The organism is Polaromonas sp. P1_E3 (assembly GCF_056405935.1).
Genome location: NZ_JBFUBD010000004.1, coordinates 31,531 through 48,750 on the forward strand (window position 1 = coordinate 31,531; position 17,220 = coordinate 48,750).

Below are 17,220 nucleotides of genomic sequence, written 5' to 3' on the forward strand. Positions count from 1 at the left end.
GGCGGCTACCTCACCTGCAAGGAAGGATGTTTACGCATGAGATCGACTACCGCCCATCTGGCGCTGCCTTTTTTTGACGAGGTTCACCGTGAGCTGGGCCAGCGCCTGGCCGACTGGACGCCGCAGCAGCACGTCGACGAAAGCGACGACCGCCGGGCCTGCAAGGAGTGGGTCGCACTGCTTGGCGCCCACGGCTGGTTGCGTTACTGCGTGCCGGCAGGCAAAGACGGTGCCTTGGGCGGCACGCTCGAAAAGCTGGACTCGCGCGCATTGGTCATTCTGCGGGAGACGCTGGCTTTTCATTCGCCGCTGGCAGATTTCGCGTTTGCGATGCAGGGGCTGGGTAGCGGAGCCATCACCCTGGCGGGCACACCGGCGCAGCAGGTGGCGTACCTGCCAGGGGTGGCCAGCGGTAAAAAGATCGCGGCCTTTGCCCTGAGTGAGCCGGATGCGGGATCGGACGCCGGCGCCATGGCGACTTCCGCCACAGATACGGGTGACGGCTGGACCTTGAACGGCAGCAAGACATGGATCAGCAATGGCGACATCGCAGATTTCTACGTGACCTTCGCCAAGACGGATCCGCAGGCCGGCACGCGCGGCATCACGGCTTTCATCGTCGACGCGGAGAGCAAAGGCCTGGACAGCAGCGAACACATCGCCGTCATGGCGCCGCACCCGCTGGCCACACTGAAATTCAGCCACTGCAAACTACCGCGGGAAGCGCAGCTGGGCGCGCTGCACGGCGGATTCAAGCTGGCGATGCAGACGCTGGACATTTTCCGCGCCTCCGTGGCCGCTGCCGCGCTGGGCATGGCGCGCCGCGCGCTGGCCGAGGCGGTCCGCTTCTCCAAAGAGCGAAAGATGTTTGGCCAGACGCTGGCCGACTTCCAGCTCACGCAGGCCAAGCTCGGCGAGATGGCGTCGTTGATCGATGCCGCCGCGCTGCTGACCTACCGAGCCGCCTGGATGCGCGACGAGAGCGAACGCCTGGGCAGCGGCGCGCGTGTCACCGCCGAGGCGGCCATGGCCAAGATGGCGGCTACCGAGAACGCCCAGAGGGTCATTGACATGGCGCTTCAGATGCACGGGGGACTTGGCGTGAAAGTGGGAACCAAGGTGGAAAGCCTGTACCGCGACATACGCTCGTTGCGTATTTACGAAGGCGCGACCGAAGTGCAGCAACTCATCATCGGAAAGGCCGTACTGCAATCATGAGCACCTCTGTCTCCGACCCCGATCTCCCGTTCACCGAAACGGCTCCCGCGGCGTCCTCCGCGCAGCAGGATCGCTTTGTGCACGACCGGCTTCCGCCGCCTGAGCAGCTGCCACGTATGGTGTATTCACTGCCCGAGCTGTGCATTCCGCCGCGCGCCAACCTTGTACAGAGCCTGTTTCACAAGGCTTTTAGGGAGGGGCATGGCGACAAACCGCTGCTGCGCTCCGACACGATCACTCTGAGTTATGCCGAGGCGCTGGATCGCGTGAACCGCATCGCGCAGGTGCTGACGGAAGACTTCAGCCTGAAGCCAGGCAACCGGGTGCTGCTGCGCGGCGGCAACTCCATCGGCATGGCGCTGGCCTGGCTGGGCGTCGTGCAGGCCGGGCTGGTAGCTGTGGCCACCATGCCGCTGCTACGCGCCAAGGAGCTGGGCGAGATCATCGAGAAAGCCAGGCCCGCGCTGGCCTTGTGTGACGCCTGCCTGCTGGAGGAGTTGCAGGTGGCACAGGCGCAAAGCAATACGCTGCCCACCATCGTGCCCTTTAACCTGATGGACGCGCCGGGCTCGCTCGCGGTGCTGTCGGCGCAGAAGGACGGCAAGTTCACACCCTGCCCGGTGGCCGCCGATGACATCGCCCTGATGGCCTTCACCTCGGGCACCACAGGCAAGCCCAAGGCTGCAGTGCACACGCACCGGGACGTACTTGCAGCTTGCGAAGCCTGGCCACGCCACGTGCTCAAGGCCAGGCCGGACGACATTGTGATCGGCTCACCGCCGTTGGCCTTCACTTTCGGCCTGGGCGGCATGCTGATTTTTCCGATGTGGGCCGGTGCCTCGGTCTATTACCCTTCCATAGCCTACACGCCGGAGGCCATGGTCAAGCTGATCAAACAGGTGGGTGCGACCATCTGCTACACCGCACCCACGTTTTACCGGCAGATGGCGGCCTTTGCCAAACAACACGGTGTGCCTGGCTTGCGGTTGTGCGTGAGCGCCGGAGAAAGCCTGCCTGATGCCACAAGGCAGCTGTGGAAGGAGGCAACCGGTATCGAGATGATTGACGGCATCGGCGCCACCGAGATGTTCCATATTTTTATCTCGGCAGCCGGATCGGATGTCAGGCGCGGTGCGATCGGGAAGGTAGTACCGGGCTACACCGCGAAGGTGGTAGACGACGCCGGCCAAGAGGTCCCTCGGGGTACCGTGGGAAAACTGGCTGTAGTGGGCCCTACGGGCTGCCGCTACCTTGACGACGCACGCCAGGCAAATTATGTAAAGGGGGGCTGGAACTATCCGGGTGATGCCTTTATGCAGGACGCTGACGGCTACTTCTTTTACCAGGCGCGTGCCGATGACATGATCATTACCGCCGGCTACAACGTAGCCGGTCCGGAAGTGGAGGACGCCCTGCTCAAGCACCCCGCAGTGGCTGAATGCGGCGTGGTCGGCCTGCCCGACGACGAACGCGGGATGATCGTGAAGGCGTTTGTTGTGCTCAAACCTGGGCAGGCCGCGGACGGAGTGACGGCCAAAACCCTGCAAGATCACGTCAAGGCGATGCTCGCGCCTTTCAAATACCCTCGTCAGATCGAGTTCGTAACAAGGCTGCCACGCACTGAGACCGGAAAACTGCAGCGATTCAAGTTGCGTGAATCATGAAGTTCACTGCGCAGAAGCTCGTCAGGTTTCATCATTGCGATCCGGCCGGTATTGTTTTTTACCCTCAGCTTTTATACCTGCTGCATGAGGTGCAGGAAGACTTTCTGGCGCATGTCGGCTTTGCGGAGCATGTGCTGATTGCCGGCGGCACGGGGGTACCGATCGTGGATCTAAAGGTCGAATTTCTTGGCATGTGCCGCCATGGCGATTCACTGGGCATTACGTTGGAACTAACCCGCCTTGGCAATGCGAGCATGGGCATGCAATACGAAATCCAGGGCAGCCCGTCCTCGCCGGGCGCAGCGGGAGCCATCAAACTGAAAGCACATGGCGTTGTGGTCTTTTCAGAAATCCCCCATGGCAAGGCCCTGCCGTTCCCCGAGGCGATGCGCAACGCCCTTCTACCTTATTTAAAAACATCCCCAGGAGACACATGATCAAGAAACTGCAACCGCCTGGATGGGCGGATCCCAAGGGCTATGCCAACGGCATCCTTGCACGCGGCGCCCTGCTGTTTGTGGGCGGCCAGATCGGCTGGAATGCGCAGCAGCAATTCGAAAGCGACGACTTCATTGCGCAAACGCGCCAGGCACTGCTGAACATCCTGGCCGTACTTCAGGCCGGTGGAGCAGGCCCTGAACATATGGTTCGCATGACCTGGTATGTGGTGGACCGTGTCGAGTACGCGGCCCGGCTCAAGGAGCTCGGCACAGTCTACCGCGAAGTCATGGGAAAGAATTTTCCAGCCATGACATGTGTGGAGGTCGCGGCGCTGGTTGAAGACCGTGCGCAGGTTGAAATCGAGGTAACGGCTGTGGTGCCGGACTGAGCCGCATGAGTTCGCAGCATGAACAGCAGCTTACATGTCGGCTGCAGGCGATGTGCATGATTGCTGGCGACATCGCTGGCGGTGATGATTAAGCCATACACATAAGTAAATATGAGCCGGAAAGCAAAACGCCTGCTTGATGCAGGCGTTTTGCTGTTGGCCTTGAAAGGCTAACGTGTTGGTTGCGCGGGCAAGATTTGAACTTACGACCTTTGGGTTATGAGCCCAACGAGCTACCAGGCTGCTCCACCGCGCGGTATATCTGTATTGTAGCTTACTCTGCCTTGGCCGTGTCAGCTGTAGTGTCTTCCGACACCTCAGGGCGGTCGACCAGTTCAACCAATGCCATGGGCGCGTTATCGCCAACGCGGAAACCCATCTTCAAAATGCGGGTGTAACCACCAGGGCGTGCCTTGTAGCGTGGGCCGATCTCAGCGAACAGCTTGACCACCATGTCGCGATCACGCAGGCGATCGAACGCGAGGCGCTTGTTGGCCAAGGTAGGCTCTTTGCCGAGGGTAATCATGGGTTCGACCACGCGGCGCAATTCCTTGGCCTTGGGCAGAGTGGTCTTGATGACTTCGTGCTGCAGCAGCGAGTTCATCATGTTGCGCAGCATGGCGAGGCGGTGCTCGCTGGTGCGGTTGAGTTTACGTAGTCCGTGTCCGTGGCGCATGGTGTTTCCTTTTTTAAAATCCAGGCAGCCGTATCAGGTACTGCCCGTGCGAGATCCCCTTTCAGGCGGGACCTTATGGTTCAAATTAACGCTTGTCGAGGCCGGCGGGTGGCCAGCTTTCCAGGCGCATGCCAAGGGTCAGGCCGCGTGAAGCAAGCACTTCCTTGATTTCGTTGAGCGATTTACGGCCCAGGTTCGGCGTCTTCAGCAGCTCGTTTTCAGTACGCTGAATCAGATCGCCGATGTAATAGATGTTTTCCGCTTTGAGGCAGTTCGCCGAGCGCACGGTGAGTTCGAGCTCGTCGACAGGGCGCAGCAGAATCGGATCGAACTGCTGCGAGCTGCGCTGAACCGGCGCATCAAATGCGGCCAGTTCGTTGCCTTCGAGCTGTGCGAACACGGCCAGCTGCTCAACCAGGATCTTGGCCGAGGCACGTACAGCATCTTCAGCCGTCACCGCACCGTTGGTTTCGATTTCCAGTACGAGCTTGTCGAGGTCGGTACGCTGCTCAACACGGGCGCTTTCGACGATGTAGCTCACCCGCTTGACGGGCGAAAACGATGCGTCCAGCACGATACGGCCGATGGATTTTGGCGATTCATCACCATAGCGGCGCTGATTGCCTGGCACATAGCCGCGGCCGTTTTCCACCTTGATCTGCATGTCGATCTTGCCGCCGTGCGACAGATTGACGATGACGTGCTCAGGGTTGATGATTTCCACGTCATGCGGCGTCTGGATGTCAGCGGCGGTGACAGGACCTTCGCCATCTTTACGCAGGCTCAGCGTGACTTCATCGCGATTGTGGAGCTTGAACACCACGCCCTTGAGGTTCAACAGGATGTTGACGACATCTTCCTGCACACCGTCAATCGACGAATACTCGTGCAGGACACCCGCGATGGTGACTTCTGTGGCGGCGTGACCGACCATGGAAGACAACAGTACGCGACGCAGCGCATTGCCCAGCGTATGGCCGTAGCCACGCTCAAACGGCTCCAGAGTCACCTTGGCGCGGTTGGCGCCAAGCTGCTCAACATTAATGGTTTTTGGTTTCAACAAATTGGTCTGCATGCAGTCTTCCTCTCAATACCCTCGGTTCGTTACACCGATAAGGCCGGCGAAGCACACCCTGGCGATACGGTGCCCCGTATCGCAGGAACGAAAAATTAGCGTGAGTACAACTCGACGATCAACGATTCGTTGACGTCGGCAGCAAACTCGTCGCGGTCAGGAACCTTCTTGAAGGTACCTTCGCCCTTGTCGGCGTTCACATCAACCCAGGCGGGCAGGCCGACCTGTTTTGCAAGCTCCAGGGCTTCGGTGATGCGGGTCTGCTTCTTCGACTTGTCGCGCACGGCAATGATGTCACCGGCCTTGACCATGTACGAAGGAATGTTGACAGATCCACCGTTGACCGTGATGGCCTTGTGCGAAACCAGCTGGCGCGCTTCAGCACGGGTCGAACCGAAGCCCATGCGATACACAACGTTATCCAGACGAGACTCAAGAATGAACAGCAGATTGGCGCCGGTGTTGCCCTTGCGACGATCAGCTTCTTCGAAATAACGGCGGAACTGCTTCTCGAGCACGCCATACATGCGCTTGACTTTTTGCTTCTCGCGCAATTGCAAGCCGAAGTCGGAGGTACGGGTACCAGAGGTACGGCCGTGCTGACCTGGTTTGGAGTCAAATTTGGCCTTGTCGCTGATGGCGCGACGTGCGCTCTTCAGGAAAAGGTCGGTGCCTTCACGGCGGGATAGTTTGGCCTTGGGGCCTAGGTAACGTGCCACTTGAGTGTCCTTTTGTCATCTGCTGCAATAAATTGCAGGAGCCGGAGGTCGTAACCTGCGGCGGTGGGCTTGGTGAAAATGCCTGGTATCTGACGAGCTGAAACAACCCGTCGGATGCCTGGGCACGGGAAATTAGATGCGGCGGCGTTTTTGCGGGCGGCAGCCGTTATGCGGAACTGGAGTCACGTCGGCAATGGAATTAATCCGGATGCCAAGTGCGCCCAAAGCGCGAACGGATGATTCACGACCTGGACCCGGGCCCTTGATTTCGACGTCAAGATTCTTGATGCCTTGCTCAATAGCGGCACGACCAGCCACTTCGGAAGCGACCTGCGCTGCGAAGGGGGTGGATTTGCGCGAACCTTTGAAACCCTGACCACCGGAGGAGGCCCAGGACAAAGCGTTGCCCTGGCGATCCGTGATGGTGATGATCGTGTTGTTGAAAGAAGCGTGGACGTGGGCGATGCCATCGGCCACGTTCTTGCGAACCTTCTTGCGAACGCGTTGTGCGGCGTTATTGCTTGGTGATTTTGCCATGACGACCTCTCAATTATTTCTTCAAAGCTGCAGCGGCCTTGCGCGGGCCCTTGCGGGTACGGGCATTGGTCCGGGTGCGCTGGCCACGCATGGGCAGACCGCGACGGTGGCGGAAACCACGGTAGCAACCGATGTCCATCAGGCGCTTGATGTTCATCGTGGTTTCACGACGCAAGTCACCTTCGATGGTGAACAGGGCGATCTGCTCACGGATTTTTTCCAGGTCGCCATCGGTCAGGTCTTTGACCTTTTTGGCGTAGGCGATGTCACATGCTTCGCAAATTTTGCGAGCGCGCGTGCGACCGATGCCAAAAATAGCAGTCAAGCCGATTTCAGCATGTTGCTGCGGCGGAATATTGATACCAGCGATACGAGCCATGTTCGTCCTCTAAAACTCTTGAAATCAGCCTTGACGCTGTTTATGGCGTGGGTCTGTGCAAATCACACGGACAACGCCCTTGCGACGGATAACTTTGCAGTTGCGGCAAATTTTCTTGACCGAAGCTGAAACTCTCATTTCTATTCTCCTAAACTTTCAATCTGTGCCTACTTGGCACGGAAAACAATTCGTGCACGCGATAAATCGTAAGGCGTTAACTCAACCGTCACTTTGTCGCCAGGGAGAATGCGGATGTAGTGCATACGCATTTTCCCGGAGATATGCCCCAGTACAACATGTCCATTTTCAAGCTTCACCCTGAAAGTCGCATTGGGGAGGTTTTCTACAACCTCGCCTTGCATCTGGATCACATCATCTTTAGACATATCCCATCAAACACCCAGTTAACCGCCCAGTGACGTCTTGAAGTTCGCCTTTTTAAGCAACGACTCATACTGTTGCGACATCATGTAGTTCTGTACCTGGGCCATGAAATCCATGGTCACCACGACAATAATCATCAACGACGTACCGCCAAAATAAAACGGCACGTTGTATTTCAAAATCAGGAACTCCGGCAACAGACACACGAATGTGATGTAAACCGCACCTGCCAGCGTCAGACGCACCAGGATTTTGTCAATGTAGCGGGCCGTCTGATCACCCGGCCGAATACCGGGAATGAACGCACCGCTCTTTTTCAGGTTGTCCGCCGTCTCACGGCTGTTGAATACCAGCGCCGTATAGAAGAAGCAGAAAAACACAATCGCGCTGGCATACAGCATCACATAAATTGGCTGCCCTGGAGTCAACGTGCTGGCGATGTCCTTGAGCCAACGCATGCTTTCACCGGCGCTAAACCAGCCCACAACCGTGGCGGGCAGCAAAATGATCGACGAGGCGAAAATCGGGGGGATCACACCCGCCATGTTCAATTTCAGCGGCAAGTGCGACGACTGTCCACCGTAAACCTTGTTACCGACCTGTCGCCGCGCATAATTCACAAGAATCTTGCGCTGTCCACGCTCGACAAACACGACGAAATACGTCACCAGCACGACCACCGCGACGATCACGATGGCCACCAGAATACTCATGGCACCAGTGCGAACCAGCTCAAGCAAACCGCCCATGGCATTCGGCAAACCGGCCGCAATACCGGCAAAAATCAGAATCGAAATGCCGTTACCCAAACCCCGCTCGGTAATCTGCTCACCCAGCCACATGAGGAACATCGTGCCGGCCGTCAGGCTGAACACTGCCGTCATGCGGAAGCCAAAGCCGGGTGCCAGCACCAAACCTGGCGAGCTTTCCAGCGCCACGGCAATGCCCATGGACTGGAACAACGCCAAAGCCAACGTGCCGTAGCGCGTGTACTGCGTAATCTTGCGCCGGCCGCTTTCGCCTTCTTTTTTCATCTGCTCGAACGTCGGAACAACGTAGGTGAGCAGTTGCATGATGATAGAGGCCGAGATGTACGGCATGATGCCCAAGGCAAACACCGTGAATCGCGACAAGGCACCGCCGGAAAACATATTGAACAGGTTCAATATGCCACCTTGCTGGCCCTTGAAAAGCTCCTTCAACTGGCCAGGATCAATTCCCGGCACCGGGATGTGCGCACCAATGCGGTACACCACCAGGGCCAGCAGCAAAAAGACGAGCCGATTGCGCAAGTCACCGTACTTGCCGGTTTTTGCAATTTGAGCCGAGCTGGTTGCCACTGATGGATCCTGTCAGTTACGTTCAGTAATTAGGCGATCGAGCCGCCGGCTGCCTCGATAGCCGATTTCGCGCCTGCCGTTGCACCGATACCATTCAGCTTCACAGCCTTGGTCAATTCACCGGTCTTCACGATCTTGACATTCTTGGCGAGCTGGCCCACGAGACCAGCGGTCTTCAGTGCCAACAGGTCGACTTCAGCCAGGCCCAACTGCTCAAGAGCAGCCAACGTAACTTCAGCGTTGAATTTGAGCAGGTGCGACTTGAAGCCGCGCTTGGGCAAGCGACGCTGCATGGGCATCTGACCACCCTCGAAGCCAACCTTGTGGTAGCCGCCTGAGCGCGATTTCTGACCCTTGTGACCACGACCGGCAGTTTTGCCAAGGCCGGAGCCGATGCCGCGACCGACACGGCGCTTGGCATGTTTGGCGCCTTGGCCAGGCTTGATTCCGTTCAATTCCATTTTGAATTCCTATCGAGCCGGAGCTCAGACAATCTTGACCAGGTACGCGATCTTGTTGATCATGCCGCGCACTGCGGGCGTGTCCTGCAGCTCGCTCACGCTGTTGACGCCACGAAGGCCCAGACCGCGCACGGTGGCGCGATGCGATTCCTTGGTGCCAATCGGGCTGCGAACCAGCTGGACTTTGACTTTGGTTTCTTTGGTCATTTCAATGCCGCCTTAGCCGAAGATCTCTTCGACCGATTTGCCACGCTTGGCCGCAATTTCAGAAGCGGTCGTGGAATTGTTCAGTGCATCCATGGTGGCGCGCACCATGTTGTACGGGTTGCTCGAACCATGGCTCTTCGCCACGATATCGGTAATGCCCATGACTTCGAAAACGGCGCGCATTGGGCCGCCCGCAATGATGCCGGTACCCTTGGGAGCCGGCGCCATCATCACGCTGGCTGCACCGTGGTGGCCGAACACATTGTGGTGAATCGTACCGTTCTTCAACGAGACCTTGGTCATGTTGCGGCGCGCTTCTTCCATGGCCTTTTGCACAGCTGCCGGCACTTCTTTCGACTTGCCCTTGCCCATGCCAACGCGGCCGTCACCGTCACCAACCACCGTGAGTGCGGCGAAACCGAGAATGCGGCCGCCCTTCACGACTTTGGTCACGCGGTTAACCGCGATCATTTTTTCCTTCAGACCATCGTCTGGAGCGTCGTTTTGCTGTTTTGCTTGAAACTTAGCCATACTTAATTCCAGTCTGCTTAGAACTGCAAACCAGCTTCGCGAGCAGCCTCAGCCAGCGCTTTGACGCGGCCGTGGTACGCAAAACCGGCGCGATCAAACGCCACTTTTTCTACACCTGCTGCTTTTGCCTTTTCGGCAATGCGCTTGCCAATGGCTTGCGCAGCAGCAACGTTTCCACCCTTACCCGAAGCGCCGATTTCCTTGCGAACTTCCACTTCTGCGGTGGAAGCAGCGGCCAGGACCTTGGTGCCGTCGCCAGAAATAACGCTGGCATAAATGTGCAGATTGGTACGATTCACGGTAAGACGGGCAACACCTTGCGTGGCAATGCGAATGCGGGTCTGGCGTGAACGACGAAGGCGCTGCTCTTTTTTGGTCAACATGATGCAGCTCCTTATTTCTTCTTGGTTTCTTTGATCGTGATCTTCTCATCCACATAGCGGATGCCCTTGCCCTTGTAAGGCTCGGGAGGACGAACAGCACGAACTTCAGCGGCGATCTGGCCGACACGCTGGCGGTCGGAACCCTTGATTACCACTTCTGTGGGGGTCGGGGTTGCAACGGTGATGCCAGCAGGCATGTCCATGATCACGGGGTGCGAATACCCCACGGTCAGATTCAGCTTGGCGCCTTGAGCCTGGGCCTTGTAGCCCACACCGATCAGGCTGAGCTTCTTTTCGAAGCCCTTGGTCACGCCGGTCACCATGTTGTTCACGAGCTGGCGCATCGTGCCGCTCATGGCATTGGCTTCACGCGAATCGTTGGCAGGCACAAAAGTCAGCTTGCCCGCATCATTTTTGATGGTGACAAGCGCGTTTTGCGCCAGCGCCAGGGTACCGAGGGCACCCTTGACATTAATCTGGTCGTCTTTCATTGCCACATCCACACCCTGGGGTACGGCGACCGGCATTTTTCCTACACGAGACATTTCAGTTTCTCCTCAATGCCGCCGTTAGGCCACGTAGCAAAGCACTTCACCACCGATACCGGTAGCGCGGGCTTTACGATCCGTCATGACACCTTGCGGTGTCGTGACAATTGCCACACCAAGGCCGTTCATGACCTGGGGGATGGCACCATGGCCTTTGTACACACGAAGGCCGGGGCGGCTGACGCGCTCAATGCGCTCAATCACGGGCTTGCCTGCGTAATACTTCAGGGCGATTTCCAGCTGGGACTTGCCTTCGTCGGTCTTGACGGAGAAGCCATCAATGTAGCCCTCATCCTTCAATACCTGCGCGATGGCAACTTTGACTTTTGACGACGGCACCAGCACGACGGCTTTTTCAACCATCTGTGCATTGCGGATGCGGGTCAACATGTCGGCGATAGGATCACTCATGCTCATTTTGTGGTTCTCCTATGCTTACCAGCTTGCCTTGGTGATACCAGGGATATCACCAGCAAAAGCCAACTCACGGATCTTGGCGCGAGCCAGACCGAATTGACGGAAAGTACCGCGTGGGCGGCCCGTGATCGCGCAGCGGTTGCGCTGGCGGGTCGGGTTCGCATTGCGGGGCAGTTTCTGCAGCTCGAGGCGAGCCAGCTGACGCTCTTCGTCAGAACGCTTGGCGTCGTTGGACGTCGCCTTGAGTTCAGCGTATTTTTTTGCAAACTTGGCCGCGAGTTTCTCGCGCTTCAGTTCACGTTGCAGTAAAGCTTGTTTTGCCATGTCCCGCCTCAGTTCTTGAACGGAAAACGGAAGGCGGTGAGGAGTGCCTTGCACTCTTCATCGGTCTTTGCCGTTGTGGTGATGCTGATATTCAGGCCGCGCAAGGCGTCAACCTTGTCGTACTCGATCTCAGGGAAAATAATCTGCTCTTTCACGCCGATGTTGTAGTTTCCGCGGCCATCGAAGGCCCGGCCGGAAATACCCCGGAAGTCACGAACACGGGGCAGGGCCACGGTAACGAAACGATCGAGGAACTCATACATCTTCACGCCGCGCAGGGTCACCATACAGCCGATAGGCAGGTCTTCGCGGATCTTGAAACCGGCGATAGCCTTCTTGGCCTTGGTCACGACAGGCTTCTGGCCGGCAATCTTGGTCATGTCGCCGACGGCGTTGTCCATAACCTTCTTGTCAGCAACAGCCTCGCTCACACCCATATTGAGCGTGATCTTGGTGATACGGGGAACCTGCATGGGCGAGGTGTAGCCGAATTTCTCAATCAGGCCGGGGGCGATTTTTTCGCGGTACTGAGCTTGCAGGCGAGCCYGCGAAGCGGCTTGTACAGGTGCGGTCTTTGCCATGTTATGCAACCTTGATTTCTTCGCCACTGGATTTGAAGACGCGCACTTTTTTGCCGTCTGCCAGGAGCTTGATGCCAACGCGATCCGCCTTGCCGGTAGCGGCATTGAAGATTGCCACGTTCGACTGGTGAATCGGCATGCTTTTTTCGACGATGCCGCCGGTGGTGCCCTTGAGGGGGTTGGGCTTGGCGTGTTTTTTCACCAGGTTGATCCCATCCACCAGCACATAACTGTCATCTTTGCGCAGCGAAATCTTGCCGCGCTTGCCTTTGTCGCGACCAGCGATCACGATGATCTCGTCGCCTTTACGGATTTTGTTCATGGCGAGTCCTTACAGAACTTCAGGAGCCAGGGACACGATCTTCATGAACTTTTCAGTGCGCAGCTCGCGCGTCACTGGTCCGAAGATGCGGGTGCCGATAGGCTCCAGCTTGGCGTTAAGCAACACTGCCGCGTTGCCGTCGAATTTGACAAGGGAGCCGTCACCGCGGCGGATGCCCTTGGCGGTGCGAACGACCACAGCACTGTAAACCTCGCCTTTTTTGACGCGGCCACGTGGAGCGGCTTCTTTGATGCTCACCTTGATGACGTCACCAACGCTGGCGTACCGGCGCTTGGAGCCGCCCAGAACCTTGATGCACATCACGGACTTGGCACCCGTGTTGTCAGCAACATCGAGCTTGGATTGCGTTTGAATCATTTAAATGTGTTCCCAACTTGCACCGGAAGGCAACCCCTGGGATCACCGACCAATCAGTCTTGGGCCTGTCGTCCACACCGCAAACCACTTGCAGTGCTTCCGTTAGGCAGAATTCCTCGCCTTTTTAGAGCGAAGCCCACGATTATGACTGAGCGAAAAGCCACTGTCAACCGCCTGCCGTGAAAATATCCCCACAATAACGAAGCGGCGGCCCAGAAGCCCGGAGCGCCCTCGGGTACCAGCCGCGCTTCGCACTTTGTGCCCCGGGCGGGTTTCGGTATCAAAATCCGGCCTCGGGCCAATAGGGATGTGCGCAAGCAGCTATCAAAAAGAGAGCATAAATCCGCCCGGACATCTAATTCGCCCGCCTCCTTTGCAGGACGGCAACTGCGGCAACTCAGGCTGGCAGGCTGAGGTATTGGCCACACAACGTCAGGAATTCGTCCAGCTGGGGATCCACGCCGTTTTCCTGCTGTAGCAGAGTGGCTACTTCCGGCGCCAGGGTTCTGGCCAGTGCCGCGTCGAGAAACAGCAGACGGGAACGCCGAGCCAGTACGTCTTCAACGGTGCGGGCATATTCATGGCGGGCAGCGAAGCGCACCATCGCCTCCGTCAGCCCACCACCCAATTCGCGGCTGGCACCCGGCAGGTTTTCCATGGCGGACGCCTCGTTGCCATAGAGGTGAGACCCTGGCGCTTCGCTGATTTTGTGATTCGAATTGTGAGCACCAACTAACTTCAAGTTTGTGGTGACGCCGGCCCCGCGTGGTGGCAGCAACGCCGCGCCAAAACATTTGTCCAGCACGTCTTCCGCCATCGCCCGGTAAGTGGTCCACTTCCCCCCCGTTACCGTGACCAGGCCGCTTTTGCTGACCAGCACCGTGTGCTCACGCGACAACGCCTGCGTGCTTCCGCCATCCTCATCCGGCGGCTTGACCAGGGGCCGCAACCCCACCCAGATGCTTTTGATATCAGCCGGGCCGGGCGCGCGGCTCAGGTAGCGAGCCGATTCGCGCAGGATGAAGTCAACTTCTTCGCGGAAAGGCAGCGGCTCGCGGGCCAGGTCGTGGCGCGGCGTATCCGTGGTTCCCAAAATRGTTTTACCCAGCCAGGGGACGGCAAATAGCACCCGGCCGTCGGCCGTCTTGGGCACCAGCAAGGCATGGTCGCCGGGCAAGAAGGAGCGGTCCACCACAATATGGACGCCCTGGCTGGGCGCCACCATGGGCTTGGCGTCGCGCCCTATGGCCTGTCCATCCTGCAGCCGTAGCTGGTCCACCCAGACACCCGCCGCGTTCACCACGCAATGGGCCCTGAGCTCAAACGTGCGGCCGGTTTCCTGGTCGCGCGCATGCAGGCCGACCAGCTTGCCGTCCTCATGGATCAGGCCCGTGGCGGCACAGTAGTTCACCAGCAAGGCACCTTGGCGGGCTGCGGTGCGGGCCAGTGCCAACGCCAGCCGCGCGTCGTCAAACTGGCCATCCCAATACTTGACGCCGCCCTTGAGATCCTGGGCCTGCACTGTCGGCAGGCAGGCGAGGGTTTCCTGCCGGCTCAGAAATTCCGTGGCGCCCAGGCCTGCCTTGCCGGCCAGTGCGTCATACATCTTGAGCCCGATGCCGTAGAACGGCGCTTCCCAGAACTTGTAGGAGGGCATGACAAAAGGCAGTGGCTGCGCCAGGTGCGGCGCATTCGCCAGCAGCGTGGTGCGTTCGTGCAAAGCTTCGCGCACCAGAGAAATATTGCCTTGCGCGAGATAACGTACGCCGCCATGCACCAGCTTGGTGGCGCGGGACGATGTTCCTTTGGCAAAGTCGTGCGATTCGACCAGCACGACGGAAAACCCGCGGGCGGCCGCATCCAGTGCGACCCCCAGGCCGGTAGCGCCGCCGCCGATGATCGCGATGTCGTAGTGGTGCGGCTCGGCAAGCCGGGCCATCAAATCCTGGCGCCGCGTTTGCGCGGGCGCTAATTCAGTCGTCATGGGCTTTGCTTCCCGTTTTCATACAAACCCATTAGTAAAAGAGCGCCGAGCTTACCTCGGCGCTTGTTGCGAACCGGATCCTGCAAAAAGCGGGCCGTGCGGCACTTGCGCGCTGCACGGCCAATCGATCAGCGTACTTTGCCGTCTTTCCAGGCCTGCAGCAGCTTGTCGTAGTTGATGGTTTCGCCCTTGGGTTTTTCATTGCTCAGCTTGGCCCACGGGGCGGCCTTGTCGCTCAACCACTTGGCGGGGTCGCCTTTGGGGTTGAGTTTGGGTGGGCACTTGGCCATGCCGGCGCGCTCGAGGCGCCCCATCACGTCGTCCATTTCGCCTGCCAGCGTGTCCATGGCCGCCTGAGGTGTTTTCTCACCCGTCACAGCCTGGGCCACGTTCTTCCACCACAGCTGCGCGAGCTTGGGGTAGTCAGGCACATTGGTRCCAGTCGGCGACCAGGCMACCCGGGCGGGGCTGCGGTAGAACTCCACCAGGCCGCCCAGCTTCGGCGCCATGTCGGTCATCGCCTTGGACTGGATATCCGACTCACGGATCGGCGTGAGGCCGACGATGGTCTTCTTCAACGAAGTGGTTTTGGCGGTGATGAACTGGGCGTACAGCCATGCGGCTGCCGTCTTGTTCTCGTCGTGAGCGGCAAAGAAAGTCCAGCTGCCCACGTCCTGGTAGCCGTTTTGCATGCCCTGTTTCCAGTAGGGGCCGTTGGGGCCGGGGGCCATGCGCCACTTCGGCGTGCCGTCGGCGTTCACGACCGGCAAACCTTTTTTGGTCATGTCGGCGGTAAAGGCCGTGTACCAGAAGATCTGCTGGGCGATCTGCCCCTGGGCCGGCACCGGGCCGGCTTCGCCGAAAGTCATGCCGGTGGCTTCCTTGGGCGCGTACTTCTTCATCCAGTCCACGTACTTGGTCAGCGCATAAACAGCCGCGGGCGAATTGGTCGCGCCGCCGCGCGCCACCGAGGCGCCCACCGGCGTGCATTTGTCAGCCGCCACGCGAATGCCCCATTCGTCGATGGGCAACCCGTTGGGTGTGCCGATGTCGGCGGTGCCGGCCATCGAGAGCCACGCGTCGGTGAAACGCCAGCCCAGCGACGGATCCTTTTTACCGTAGTCCATGTGACCGTAGATCGGCTTGCCGTCGATGGTTTTCACGTCGTTGGTGAAGAACTCTGCGATGTCTTCATAAGCGCTCCAGTTCAGCGGCACGCCCAGGTCATAGCCGTACTTGGCCTTGAACTTGTCCTGCAGGTCCTTGCGCGCGAACAGGTCTGCGCGGAACCAGTACAAATTGGCGAACTGCTGGTCGGGCAGCTGGTAGAGCTTGCCGTCCGGCGCGGTAGTGAACTTGGTGCCGATGAAATCCTTGAGGTCAAGGCCCGGGTTGGTGTATTCCTTGCCCTTGCCGGCCATGTAGTCGGTCAGGTTCAGCACTTTGCCGTAGCGATAGTGGGTGCCGATCAGGTCAGAGTCAGAAATCCAGCCGTCATAAATCGACTTGCCCGACTGCATGGAAGTCTGCAGCTTCTCGACCACGTCGCCTTCCTGGATCAGGTCGTGCTTGACCTTGATGCCGGTGATTTCCTCGAAGGCCTTGGCCAGCGTCTTCGATTCGTACTCATGCGTGGTGATGGTTTCGGACACCACCGAGATTTCCTTGACGCCTTTGGCCTGCAGCTTCTTGGCGGCATCGATGAACCATTTCATCTCGGCGAGCTGCTTGTCCTTGGCCAGCGTGGAAGGCTGGAATTCGTTGTCAACCCACTTCTTGGCCGCCGCCTCGTCGGCCCAGCCGGGGCTGGCCATGGCACACGCTGCCGCCACTGCCAAAGCCGTATAACGCATCTTCATGATTTGTCTCCTCATTGGTTCACTCCCCGTGGTTGAAGGCTTGTTCGGCTCCGGGGAATATGAGCCGGGTTCCTTTTTTTGATTTCTATCCCTTGCGCATGACAAGTGCGAGCAGGGCCATCGACAGCAAAAAACTGATCCAGATCGACGGGTCGCCCTCCAGGCCCATCCACCCGGCCAGCTTGCCACTGATGCCTACAAAAATCAGGTTGACGTAGGCCGCACTGAGCAGGCCGATGAAAAGCCGGTCACCGCGGGTAGTCTCCAGCGGCAGAAAACCGCGCCGCATCGTCGTAGGCGACTTCAGCTCCCACACTGTCATGCCCACCAGCATCAACACGATGCAAGTGAAGAAAATTGCCACAGGTGTTGTCCAGGCCATCCACTCAAACATATTGACTCCT

Annotated in this window: 25 protein-coding genes and 1 tRNA gene; 4 read left to right on the forward strand and 22 right to left on the reverse strand. The window is 58.6% G+C overall.

Annotated elements, in window-relative coordinates; all coding sequences use genetic code 11:
• Positions 1-36 precede the first annotated feature (36 nt).
• From AC1D0Z_RS01745 to AC1D0Z_RS01760, 4 genes are read left to right on the forward strand one after another with little or no spacing between them, the layout of a single operon-like run.
• Positions 37-1,218 (forward strand): acyl-CoA dehydrogenase family protein, encoded by a 1,182-nt coding sequence (locus tag AC1D0Z_RS01745; RefSeq protein ID WP_477656529.1) that lies wholly within the window; start codon positions 37-39, stop codon positions 1,216-1,218.
• Complete coding sequence (locus AC1D0Z_RS01750; protein ID WP_477656530.1) at positions 1,215-2,882, forward strand: benzoate-CoA ligase family protein; 1,668 nt, start codon at positions 1,215-1,217, stop codon at positions 2,880-2,882. The genes AC1D0Z_RS01745 and AC1D0Z_RS01750 overlap by 4 nt, the downstream gene beginning before the upstream one ends.
• Positions 2,879-3,319 (forward strand): acyl-CoA thioesterase, encoded by a 441-nt coding sequence (locus AC1D0Z_RS01755; protein WP_477656531.1) that lies wholly within the window; start codon positions 2,879-2,881, stop codon positions 3,317-3,319. The genes AC1D0Z_RS01750 and AC1D0Z_RS01755 overlap by 4 nt, the downstream gene beginning before the upstream one ends.
• Entirely contained in the window at positions 3,316-3,711 is a 396-nt protein-coding gene (locus tag AC1D0Z_RS01760) for a RidA family protein (RefSeq protein WP_477656532.1), read from the forward strand. The genes AC1D0Z_RS01755 and AC1D0Z_RS01760 overlap by 4 nt, the downstream gene beginning before the upstream one ends.
• Positions 3,712-3,890: 179 nt before the next feature.
• On the opposite strand, the gene AC1D0Z_RS01765 is transcribed toward AC1D0Z_RS01760, so the two are convergent.
• The 22 genes from AC1D0Z_RS01765 to AC1D0Z_RS01870 form a co-directional block, all read right to left on the reverse strand.
• A tRNA-Met gene (locus AC1D0Z_RS01765) sits at positions 3,891-3,967 on the reverse strand.
• Between the two features lie 18 nt (positions 3,968-3,985).
• Positions 3,986-4,387, reverse strand: coding sequence for a 50S ribosomal protein L17 (gene rplQ / locus AC1D0Z_RS01770; protein ID WP_122954335.1), 402 nt, complete (start codon positions 4,385-4,387; stop codon positions 3,986-3,988).
• 85 nt (positions 4,388-4,472) lie between these two features.
• Positions 4,473-5,462: a DNA-directed RNA polymerase subunit alpha gene (locus AC1D0Z_RS01775; protein ID WP_122954336.1), complete on the reverse strand. Its 990-nt coding sequence runs from the start codon at positions 5,460-5,462 to the stop codon at positions 4,473-4,475.
• Between the two features lie 95 nt (positions 5,463-5,557).
• Positions 5,558-6,181, reverse strand: a complete 624-nt coding sequence (gene rpsD / locus AC1D0Z_RS01780; RefSeq protein WP_457281392.1) for a 30S ribosomal protein S4 — start codon at positions 6,179-6,181, stop codon at positions 5,558-5,560.
• Between the two features lie 132 nt (positions 6,182-6,313).
• Entirely contained in the window at positions 6,314-6,718 is a 405-nt protein-coding gene (rpsK, locus tag AC1D0Z_RS01785) for a 30S ribosomal protein S11 (RefSeq protein ID WP_007869288.1), read from the reverse strand.
• A 13-nt stretch (positions 6,719-6,731) separates the two neighbouring features.
• Positions 6,732-7,097, reverse strand: a complete 366-nt coding sequence (gene rpsM, locus AC1D0Z_RS01790) for a 30S ribosomal protein S13 (protein WP_074579313.1) — start codon at positions 7,095-7,097, stop codon at positions 6,732-6,734.
• Positions 7,098-7,121: 24 nt separating this feature from the next.
• On the reverse strand, positions 7,122-7,235 hold the full coding sequence (rpmJ, locus tag AC1D0Z_RS01795; protein WP_028820150.1) for a 50S ribosomal protein L36: 114 nt from the start codon (positions 7,233-7,235) through the stop codon (positions 7,122-7,124).
• 29 nt (positions 7,236-7,264) lie between these two features.
• Positions 7,265-7,483 (reverse strand): translation initiation factor IF-1, encoded by a 219-nt coding sequence (infA, locus tag AC1D0Z_RS01800; protein WP_007869286.1) that lies wholly within the window; start codon positions 7,481-7,483, stop codon positions 7,265-7,267.
• 18 nt (positions 7,484-7,501) lie between these two features.
• Positions 7,502-8,821, reverse strand: coding sequence for a preprotein translocase subunit SecY (gene secY, locus AC1D0Z_RS01805; RefSeq protein WP_477656533.1), 1,320 nt, complete (start codon positions 8,819-8,821; stop codon positions 7,502-7,504).
• 29 nt (positions 8,822-8,850) lie between these two features.
• On the reverse strand, positions 8,851-9,282 hold the full coding sequence (gene rplO, locus AC1D0Z_RS01810) for a 50S ribosomal protein L15 (protein WP_431098655.1): 432 nt from the start codon (positions 9,280-9,282) through the stop codon (positions 8,851-8,853).
• A 24-nt stretch (positions 9,283-9,306) separates the two neighbouring features.
• The gene (gene rpmD / locus AC1D0Z_RS01815; RefSeq protein ID WP_431098656.1) at positions 9,307-9,489 is read right to left on the reverse strand and encodes a 50S ribosomal protein L30; all 183 of its coding nucleotides are present in this window, start codon (positions 9,487-9,489) and stop codon (positions 9,307-9,309) included.
• A 12-nt stretch (positions 9,490-9,501) separates the two neighbouring features.
• Entirely contained in the window at positions 9,502-10,020 is a 519-nt protein-coding gene (gene rpsE / locus AC1D0Z_RS01820) for a 30S ribosomal protein S5 (protein ID WP_457281394.1), read from the reverse strand.
• Positions 10,021-10,037: 17 nt separating this feature from the next.
• Positions 10,038-10,403 carry a 50S ribosomal protein L18 gene (gene rplR, locus AC1D0Z_RS01825; protein WP_457281395.1) on the reverse strand — a complete coding sequence of 122 codons (366 nt, stop codon included), beginning with the start codon at positions 10,401-10,403 and terminating at the stop codon, positions 10,038-10,040.
• A gap of 11 nt (positions 10,404-10,414) precedes the next feature.
• Positions 10,415-10,948 carry a 50S ribosomal protein L6 gene (rplF, locus tag AC1D0Z_RS01830; protein WP_477656534.1) on the reverse strand — a complete coding sequence of 178 codons (534 nt, stop codon included), beginning with the start codon at positions 10,946-10,948 and terminating at the stop codon, positions 10,415-10,417.
• 24 nt (positions 10,949-10,972) lie between these two features.
• Positions 10,973-11,368, reverse strand: a complete 396-nt coding sequence (gene rpsH / locus AC1D0Z_RS01835) for a 30S ribosomal protein S8 (RefSeq protein WP_371436766.1) — start codon at positions 11,366-11,368, stop codon at positions 10,973-10,975.
• 18 nt (positions 11,369-11,386) lie between these two features.
• Positions 11,387-11,692 carry a 30S ribosomal protein S14 gene (rpsN, locus tag AC1D0Z_RS01840; RefSeq protein ID WP_188709725.1) on the reverse strand — a complete coding sequence of 102 codons (306 nt, stop codon included), beginning with the start codon at positions 11,690-11,692 and terminating at the stop codon, positions 11,387-11,389.
• Positions 11,693-11,700: 8 nt separating this feature from the next.
• Positions 11,701-12,273: a 50S ribosomal protein L5 gene (gene rplE / locus AC1D0Z_RS01845; RefSeq protein WP_477656535.1), complete on the reverse strand. Its 573-nt coding sequence runs from the start codon at positions 12,271-12,273 to the stop codon at positions 11,701-11,703.
• 1 nt (position 12,274) lies between these two features.
• Positions 12,275-12,595, reverse strand: a complete 321-nt coding sequence (gene rplX, locus AC1D0Z_RS01850; protein WP_477656536.1) for a 50S ribosomal protein L24 — start codon at positions 12,593-12,595, stop codon at positions 12,275-12,277.
• A 9-nt stretch (positions 12,596-12,604) separates the two neighbouring features.
• Positions 12,605-12,973 (reverse strand): 50S ribosomal protein L14, encoded by a 369-nt coding sequence (gene rplN, locus AC1D0Z_RS01855; protein WP_007869247.1) that lies wholly within the window; start codon positions 12,971-12,973, stop codon positions 12,605-12,607.
• A 397-nt stretch (positions 12,974-13,370) separates the two neighbouring features.
• A complete protein-coding gene (locus tag AC1D0Z_RS01860; protein ID WP_477656537.1) occupies positions 13,371-14,957 on the reverse strand; it encodes a glycerol-3-phosphate dehydrogenase/oxidase in 1,587 nt (528 codons plus the stop codon).
• Between the two features lie 128 nt (positions 14,958-15,085).
• The gene (locus tag AC1D0Z_RS01865) at positions 15,086-16,816 is read right to left on the reverse strand and encodes an ABC transporter substrate-binding protein (RefSeq protein WP_477656538.1); all 1,731 of its coding nucleotides are present in this window, start codon (positions 16,814-16,816) and stop codon (positions 15,086-15,088) included.
• Between the two features lie 85 nt (positions 16,817-16,901).
• Positions 16,902-17,210: a DUF2160 domain-containing protein gene (locus AC1D0Z_RS01870; protein WP_477656539.1), complete on the reverse strand. Its 309-nt coding sequence runs from the start codon at positions 17,208-17,210 to the stop codon at positions 16,902-16,904.
• Between the last annotated feature and the right edge of the window lie 10 nt (positions 17,211-17,220).